Raw genomic sequence first — 7,379 nt, 5'->3', positions numbered from 1 at the left:
CATCAGGGCCGACATCCAGGCGCAATGCGATTTTCCGGTCTATTTGCAGAACGATGCGACTTCGGCCTGCGGCGCCGAGCTCGTCTTCGGCCAGGCGGGTGCCGCGCGTGACTTCGTCTATTTTTACATCGGCGCCTTTGCCGGCGGCGGAATCGTGCTGAATGGCCGGCTGTTTGGCGGCCCGACCGGCAATGCCGGCGCGCTGGGTTCGATGCCCGTACCCGGACCGGACGGCAAACCGGCCCAGCTGATCGACGTGGCGTCCATCGCCATGCTCGAAAAGGCGCTCAATGCGCGCGGCGTCGAGGCCTCGCATCTGTGGACATCGCCGGAAGACTGGGGCGAGATCGGCTCCGAACTCGACGACTGGATCGCCAGTGCCTCGCAAGCCCTTGCCTACGCCATCGTCGCCGCATCCTCGGTCATCGATTTCGAAGCGGCGGTGATCGACGGCTGGATGCCGAAGGCGGTGCGCCGCCGGCTGGTCGACGCCATCATCGCGGCAATCGCCACGATCGACGGCGAAGGCCTGAAGCTGCCCGCCGTTCGCGAGGGAACCGTCGGCATTCACGCCCGGGCGCTCGGCGGCGCCAGCCTGCCCCTTTCCGAACGCTTCCTGATCGGCTCGACGACGATTTCCAGGAGCGCCTGATGCTGATCGGAATCCCGGCGCTGCTCGGTCCGGAGCTTCTGGCCACGTTGCGTGCCATGGGCCATGGCGACGAAATCGCCCTTGTCGACGGAAACTATCCGGCTGAACAACAGGCCACCCGGCTGGTGCGAGCCGACGGGCACCATCTCATCCCGGTGCTCGACGCGATCTTGAGCGTGCTGCCGGTAGACGACGCCGTTCCAGAGGCGCTGTTTCGCGCCTCTGTCAAAGGCGATCCCTCGCTTGCCGATCCTGTCCACCATGAGATCGAGGCGATCTGCGCCAAACGCGCGCCGGACCGCAAGGTGGTTGCGCTGGCCGGCGCCGACTTCTATGCACGGGTCAAATCGGCGCATGCCATCGTCGCGACCAGCGAGCCGCGGCTCTACGCCAACATCATCATACGCAAGGGCGTGATCCATCCGCCGGAGACCAGGAAGCCATGATCCTCTGCTGCGGCGAAGCCCTGATCGACATGCTGCCGCGCACGACGACAGCGGGTGAGCCGGCCTTTGCGCCTTATGTCGGCGGCGCGGTGTTCAACACGGCGATCGCGCTTGGCCGGCTCGGCGCGCCGGCAGGCTTCTTTTCGGGCCTGTCGTCGGATCTGTTCGGCGGCCAGTTCCGGGATGCGCTGGGGGCAAGCAAGGTCAGCTCCACCTATGCGCACACCTCACCACGGCCAACGACGCTGGCCTTCGTCAAGCTCACCAACGGCCAGGCGACCTACACTTTCTATGACGAGAACACCGCCGGCCGCATGCTGACCGTCGACGACCTGCCGCAGCTTGGCAGCGAGATCGAAGCCATGCTGTTTGGTGCCATCAGCCTGATTTCGGAGCCCGCCGGCAGTGCCTTTGAGGAGTTCATGCGGCGCGAGCATGAAAGTCGAGTGATGATGCTCGATCCCAACATCCGGCCGAACTTCATACCGGACAAGGCCAAGCACCTCAGGCGCATTCGCGCGATGATGGCGATGGCCGACATCGTGAAATTGTCGGACGAAGACCTGAACTGGTTCGGCGAAGCCGGCTCGCACGAGGATGTCATCCGCAACTGGCTGGACCGAGGCCCGAAGCTGATCGTCGTCACCCATGGCAGCGAAGGCGCCGTCGGCTATACCAGGGAACATGCCGTCACCGTCATGCCGGAAAAGGTCGAGGTGGTCGACACGGTCGGCGCCGGCGATACCTTCAACGCCGGCATCCTCGCCTCCTTGCATGCGCAGGGCCTGCTGACCAAGGCGGCGATTTCCGCCTTGTCGAAAGACGCCATCCACAAGGCGCTGGCGCTCGGCGCGAAGGCGGCGGCAGTGACCGTGTCGCGGGCCGGCGCCAATCCACCCTGGCGACATGAAATCGCCTGAGCAACGCTCAACATAAGTTGAGCCCAATCGATCACTTTATGTTTCGCAGGGGCTCTTTTACAGGGCTATAAGGGCGGGATGGCGCCCGACGAAGCCCGGATTTCCGGCATCTGACTGACATTCGCCGGGAAATACTGGTAACGGACTGCGACACTTGGGCAATTTGGGGCTCCGCCTGCCCGGCTTTCTCGGCAAGCGCAACTCTGGTACCAGCGGCCGATTATCTGGCTAACCCGTTTTGAGGCCGACATGCAGTTCATCGATCTTGGCGCGCAGCGCGAACGAATCCGCGACCGGCTGAAGGCCGCGATCGACCGTGTCGTCGACGAAGGCCGTTATATTCTTGGCCCGCAAGTCACCGAATTCGAGAACAAGCTCGCCGCCTATATCGGCACCAAGCATGTCGTGGCCTGCGCCAACGGCACCGATGCACTGCTGTTGCCGCTGTTTGCGGCCGGCGTCGGCCCGGGCGACGCCGTGTTCGTGCCGAGCTTCACTTTCGCCGCCACCGCCGAAGTGGTGGCGCTGGCCAAGGCCGAGCCGGTGTTCGTCGATGTCGACCCACATACCTACAACATCGACATTGCCAGCCTCGAAGCGGCCATTGCCATGATCAACAAGGAAGGAAGGCTGAAGCCGAAGGCAATCATTCCCGTCGATCTGTTTGGCCTTGCCGCCGACTACGAGGCGATCATGGCGATCGCCAGCCGAGAAGGGCTGATGGTGATCGAGGATGCCGCCCAGTCGATGGGCGGTTCGCTCGACGGCAAGATGTGCGGTGCTTTCGGCCATGTCGGATCGACCAGCTTCTATCCGGCCAAGCCGCTTGGCTGCTACGGCGACGGCGGCGCGATGTTCACCAATGACGATGCGCTGGCCGAGCAGCTTCGCTCCTTCGCCTTCCATGGCAAGGGCGAGACGCAGTACGACAATGTCCGCGTCGGCATCAATTCACGCCTCGACACGATCCAGGCGGCGATCCTGATCGAGAAGCTGGCAATCCTCGAAGACGAGATGGTCGCCCGCCAGGTGGTGGCAAAGCGCTATGCCGAAGGGCTTGGCGACATCGTCACCGCCGCCCGCAATCCGGACGGCAGCCGTTCGGCCTGGGCGCAATACGCCATCGAGACGCCCAAGCGCGACGGGCTGAGGGCGCATCTCGGCGAAAAGGGCATTCCGTCTGTCATTTACTACGTGAAGCCGCTGCATGCCCAGGTCGCTTATCGCGACTACCCGCGCACGCCGACCGGCCTTGCCGTATCGGAAGACCTGCCGAAGCGGATCCTGTGCCTGCCCATGCACCCTTATCTCAGCGAAGCCGACCAGGACCGCATCATCGAGACGATCCGCAACTATATCGGCTCGAATTCGGCGCAGGCCGCGGCAGAGTAAGCTGCCGAGCCTTTCTCAGCCGGGGCCCGCCGCCCTGCCGCTGGCAATGAAATGCGGATTGGCAAAATCCTCGTCGTCGCTTTGCCTGCGCTTGCCATAGACCAGAGGTTGGCCGTCCAGCGTGCGCGTCATGCCGCCGGCGGCGCGCAGGATGGCGTCGCCCGCCGCTGTGTCCCATTCCATGGTGCGGCCGAAGCGCGGATAGACATCAGCCTCGGCACTGGCGAGAAGGCAGAACTTCAAGGACGAACCGACCGAAACGATTTCGGCGGCACCGAGGTCGCGAATATAGGCCTCGGTTTCCGGTGTGTTGTGAGACCGACTGGCGACGACGGCCAGCGGCGTCGCGGCCGCTCTCGCCGCGATCGGCCGGCGGCCGACGATCTGGTAATCGCCATCGATTTCGAGTGATTCCGCCCTGCCCGGCAGGCCGGAAAAGAAGCGGCCCGTGCAGGGCGCAAAGACGACGCCGACTTCCGGCACGCCATCGCGAACCAGCGCGATGTTGACGGTGAAATCGGTGCGGCGGTTAACGAACTCCTTGGTCCCATCGAGCGGATCGATCAGAAAAAAAGCCCCGTCCAGATCGGGCGGCACGATGCCGGCGGAAGCTTCTTCCTCGGCCACGCAGGGGATATCGGGAAATGCGGCACGCAGTCCGGCGAGAATGATCTTTTCGCTCTCGCGGTCCGCCTCGGTCACCGGCGAGGCGTCGGACTTACGGTCAACCGCACAGCCGGCGTGGAACACACGCATCACCTCGCGCCCGGCCGACAAGGCCAGGCGCTCGAAGATTTCAAGCATCAGCCTGTCGTCAGATGCCGCCGCCGCTATCGTATTGGTCTTCGGCAATGTCGCGCTCGTTCAGCCAGTGTTCCAGGGCGTCGACCATCTCTTCGGCCGACTTGCCGAGTGTCCGAAGATGGACCTCCGGGGTTTCCGGCGCTTCATAAGGGGAATCGACGCCGGTGAAATTCTTGATCTCGCCATTCAGCGCGCGCGCGTAGAGGCCCTTCGGATCACGCCGGGCGCATTCCTCGAAAGGCGTATCGACATACACCTCGACGAATTCGCCGTCGGCCATCAATTCACGTGCCATGCGCCGCTCGGCGCTGAAGGGCGAAATGAACGAAACAATGACGATCAATCCGGCATCGGCCATCAAACGCGCCACTTCAGCAACGCGGCGGATGTTCTCGACGCGATCGGCGTCGGTGAAGCCAAGATCGCGGTTGAGACCGTGACGGACGTTGTCGCCGTCCAGGATATAAGTGTGGCGGCCGGTGGCGAACAGCTTCTTTTCGAACAGGTTGGCGATGGTCGACTTGCCGGAACCCGACAGCCCGGTGAACCAGAACACGGCGGGCCGCTGGTTCTTCATGTCGGCGCGCACGCGCTTGCCGACATCGAGCGACTGCCAATGGATGTTTTCGGCGCGGCGCAACGAGTGCAGGATCATGCCGGCGCCGACCGTGGCGCTGGAGATGCGGTCGATCAGGATGAAGGCGCCGGTGGTGCGGTTTTCGGCGAAGGGATCGAAGGCGATCGGCGTCCGCGTCGAAATGTTGCAGATGCCGACTTCGTTCATGTCGAGCGACTTTGCCGCTTCATGGGCAAAGTCATTGACGTTGATCCGATATTTCAGGTCGGTGACGGTGGCGCTGGTCTGGTCGGTCTCGGTGCGCAGGATGTAAGAGCGGCCTGGCAGCAACGCATGCTCGTCGAACCAGACGATGTTGGCGGCGAACTGGTCGGCGACTTGCGGCCGTGCGGCAGGCGAAACCAGCATGTTGCCGCGCGAGATTTCGACTTCGTCATCGAGGACGAGCGTGACGGCCTGGCCGGCGGCCGCCTGGGCGAGATCGCCGCCATACGAGACGATCCGCTTGACGCGCGAGGATTTGCCGGACTTGGCGACAACGACCTCGTCGCCGGGCGCAACCGAGCCGGAGGCGACCGTGCCGGCAAAGCCGCGAAAGTCGAGATTGGGACGGTTGACATACTGGACAGGGAAACGAAACGGCAGTTCGACCATCGCTTCGTCGACCGACACGGTTTCGAGATGCTCGATCAGCGTCGGACCGGAATACCATTCCATGCTTTCCGACCGGCGGCTGACATTGTCGCCATAACGGGCCGACATCGGGATCGGCACAATGGTCTGGAAGCCGAGATCGCGCGAGAATTGCCCGTAGTCTTCGACGATCCGGTCGAAAACCGCCTGATCGAAATCGACAAGATCGATCTTGTTGACGGCCAGCACGACGTGGCGGATGCCGAGCAGCGAGGCGATGATCGAATGCCGCCTTGTCTGGCGAAGCACACCCTGCCGGGCATCGATCAGCACGATCGCCAGGTCGGCGGTCGAGGCGCCGGTGGCCATGTTGCGGGTGTATTGCTCGTGGCCAGGTGTGTCGGCAACGATGAATTTGCGTTTCGGCGTGGCGAAGAAGCGGTAAGCGACGTCGATGGTGATACCTTGCTCGCGCTCGGCCTCCAGACCGTCGACCAGCAGCGCGAAATCGATGTCGTCGCCCGTCGTGCCATGCTTGCGCGAATCGCGTTCGAGCGCGGCGAGCTGGTCCTCGAAAATCTGCTTGGTGTCGGACAGCAGGCGCCCGATCAGCGTCGACTTGCCGTCATCGACCGAGCCGCAGGTCAGGAAGCGCAGCAGCGACTTCTTCTCCTGCGCAGCCAGATAGTCGCGAACGCCGTCGGTGGGAGCGAGGCTCTTTGCCATGATGTGGCGCATGGTCAAAAGTACCCCTCGCGCTTCTTCTTTTCCATCGAGCCGGCTTCATCGCGGTCGATCAGGCGACCCTGCCGTTCGGACGTCCGTGCCGTCAGCATTTCGCCGACGATGGCTTCCAGCGTGTCGGCATCCGATTCGATGGCGCCGGTCAGCGGATAGCAGCCAAGCGTGCGGAACCGCACCAGCCTGTTCTCCACCGTCTCGCCGGGGCGCAGTTTCATGCGCTCGTCGTCCCGCAGGATCAGCATGCCGTCGCGTTCCACCACCGGTCGTTCCTTGGCGAAATAGAGCGGCACGATCGGGATACTTTCCTGCAGGATGTACTGCCAGATATCGAGTTCGGTCCAGTTCGACAGCGGAAAGACGCGGATCGATTCACCCGATGCGATGCGGGTGTTGAATATCTTCCACATTTCGGGGCGCTGGTTCTTCGGATCCCACACATGCTGGGCGTTGCGGAAGGAAAAGATGCGCTCCTTGGCGCGCGATTTCTCCTCGTCGCGACGAGCGCCGCCAAAGGCCGCATCGAAACCGTATTTGTCGAGCGCCTGGCGCAGCGCCACGGTCTTCATGACATGGGTGTGGGTGTTCGAACCATGGTCGAACGGATTGATGTTGTCGCGCACGCCGTCTTCATTGACATGAACCAGGAGATCGAAGCCGAGTTTCTGCGCCATCTGATCGCGAAAGGCGATCATCTCGCGGAACTTCCACGTCGTGTCGACGTGAAGAAAGGGGAACGGCGGCTTGGCGGGATAAAACGCCTTCATCGCCAGATGCATCAACACGGATGAATCCTTGCCAACCGAATAGAGCATGACCGGCTTGGCGAAAGCGGCCGCAACCTCACGGAATATATGGATGGACTCGGCTTCAAGCCGCTGAAGATGCGTAAGCGCTGTTGTCATGGGCCGTGGGCGTTCTTTCGTATCTTCCAACAGAAGACCTTGCCTCAAATCATCGAGCTCTTCGCGCCCGGTTCGAGCCTTGTTTCTGGACGTTCTTTCTCGTGCCGGCGTTCTAGCAGATCGCCATTGTCAAGAACAATGCTGGACTGACCCGGCCGCACATGGTTCGAGAATGAATTTTCCACAGATGCCGGCAAATCCGGAAATTCCTGCCTGCAAGCTCAACGGCCCAGAAAACGCGGGGAAAATATTGCTTGAATGGATCAGCTGCGGCTTTCAAGGGACTTCCTCTGGTCGGCCCGCGCCTGC

At 62.6% G+C, this 7,379-nt stretch carries 7 protein-coding genes; 4 read left to right on the top strand and 3 right to left on the bottom strand.

Going from position 1 to position 7,379, the window contains the following annotated elements; genetic code table 11:
- From EN750_RS11135 to EN750_RS11120, 4 genes are all read left to right on the top strand, one after another.
- The coding region (locus tag EN750_RS11135; RefSeq protein ID WP_145967556.1) for an ROK family protein at nucleotides 1-652 on the top strand (652 nt) is incomplete at its 5' end.
- Nucleotides 652-1,098 carry an RbsD/FucU domain-containing protein gene (locus tag EN750_RS11130; RefSeq protein ID WP_127396452.1) on the top strand — a complete coding sequence of 149 codons (447 nt, stop codon included), beginning with the start codon at nucleotides 652-654 and terminating at the stop codon, nucleotides 1,096-1,098. The genes EN750_RS11135 and EN750_RS11130, both read left to right, overlap by 1 nt.
- Nucleotides 1,095-2,018, top strand: a complete 924-nt coding sequence (locus EN750_RS11125) for a carbohydrate kinase (RefSeq protein WP_127396451.1) — start codon at nucleotides 1,095-1,097, stop codon at nucleotides 2,016-2,018. Before EN750_RS11130 ends, EN750_RS11125 begins: the two co-directional genes overlap by 4 nt.
- A 249-nt stretch (nucleotides 2,019-2,267) precedes the next feature.
- Nucleotides 2,268-3,410, top strand: a complete 1,143-nt coding sequence (locus tag EN750_RS11120; protein WP_127396450.1) for a DegT/DnrJ/EryC1/StrS aminotransferase family protein — start codon at nucleotides 2,268-2,270, stop codon at nucleotides 3,408-3,410.
- A 15-nt stretch (nucleotides 3,411-3,425) separates the two neighbouring features.
- On the opposite strand, the gene cysQ is transcribed toward EN750_RS11120, so the two are convergent.
- The 3 genes from cysQ to cysD are packed head-to-tail and all read right to left on the bottom strand — an operon-like array spanning nucleotide 3,426 to nucleotide 7,070.
- On the bottom strand, nucleotides 3,426-4,214 hold the full coding sequence (gene cysQ, locus EN750_RS11115; RefSeq protein WP_164874015.1) for a 3'(2'),5'-bisphosphate nucleotidase CysQ: 789 nt from the start codon (nucleotides 4,212-4,214) through the stop codon (nucleotides 3,426-3,428).
- 10 nt (nucleotides 4,215-4,224) lie between these two features.
- Entirely contained in the window at nucleotides 4,225-6,162 is a 1,938-nt protein-coding gene (gene cysN / locus EN750_RS11110) for a sulfate adenylyltransferase subunit CysN (protein WP_164873879.1), read from the bottom strand.
- A gap of 2 nt (nucleotides 6,163-6,164) precedes the next feature.
- A complete protein-coding gene (gene cysD / locus EN750_RS11105) occupies nucleotides 6,165-7,070 on the bottom strand; it encodes a sulfate adenylyltransferase subunit CysD (RefSeq protein ID WP_027035869.1) in 906 nt (301 codons plus the stop codon).
- Between the last annotated feature and the right edge of the window lie 309 nt (nucleotides 7,071-7,379).

The organism is Mesorhizobium sp. M7A.F.Ca.ET.027.03.2.1 (genome assembly GCF_003999175.1).
Classification (GTDB): Bacteria; Pseudomonadota; Alphaproteobacteria; order Rhizobiales; family Rhizobiaceae; genus Mesorhizobium.
This window is presented reverse-complemented; position numbering and strand designations above follow the sequence as displayed.

Excerpts from the sequence above, each read along its gene's own strand:
- EN750_RS11125 (WP_127396451.1), top strand. The coding sequence starts at position 1,095 with ATGATCCTCTGCTGCGGCGAAGCCCTGATCGACATGCTGCCGCGCACG.
- EN750_RS11130 (WP_127396452.1), top strand. The coding sequence starts at position 652 with ATGCTGATCGGAATCCCGGCGCTGCTCGGTCCGGAGCTTCTGGCCACG.
- EN750_RS11120 (WP_127396450.1), top strand. The coding sequence starts at position 2,268 with ATGCAGTTCATCGATCTTGGCGCGCAGCGCGAACGAATCCGCGACCGG.
- cysQ (WP_164874015.1), bottom strand. The coding sequence starts at position 4,214 with ATGCTTGAAATCTTCGAGCGCCTGGCCTTGTCGGCCGGGCGCGAGGTG.
- cysD (WP_027035869.1), bottom strand. The coding sequence starts at position 7,070 with ATGACAACAGCGCTTACGCATCTTCAGCGGCTTGAAGCCGAGTCCATC.
- cysN (WP_164873879.1), bottom strand. The coding sequence starts at position 6,162 with ATGCGCCACATCATGGCAAAGAGCCTCGCTCCCACCGACGGCGTTCGC.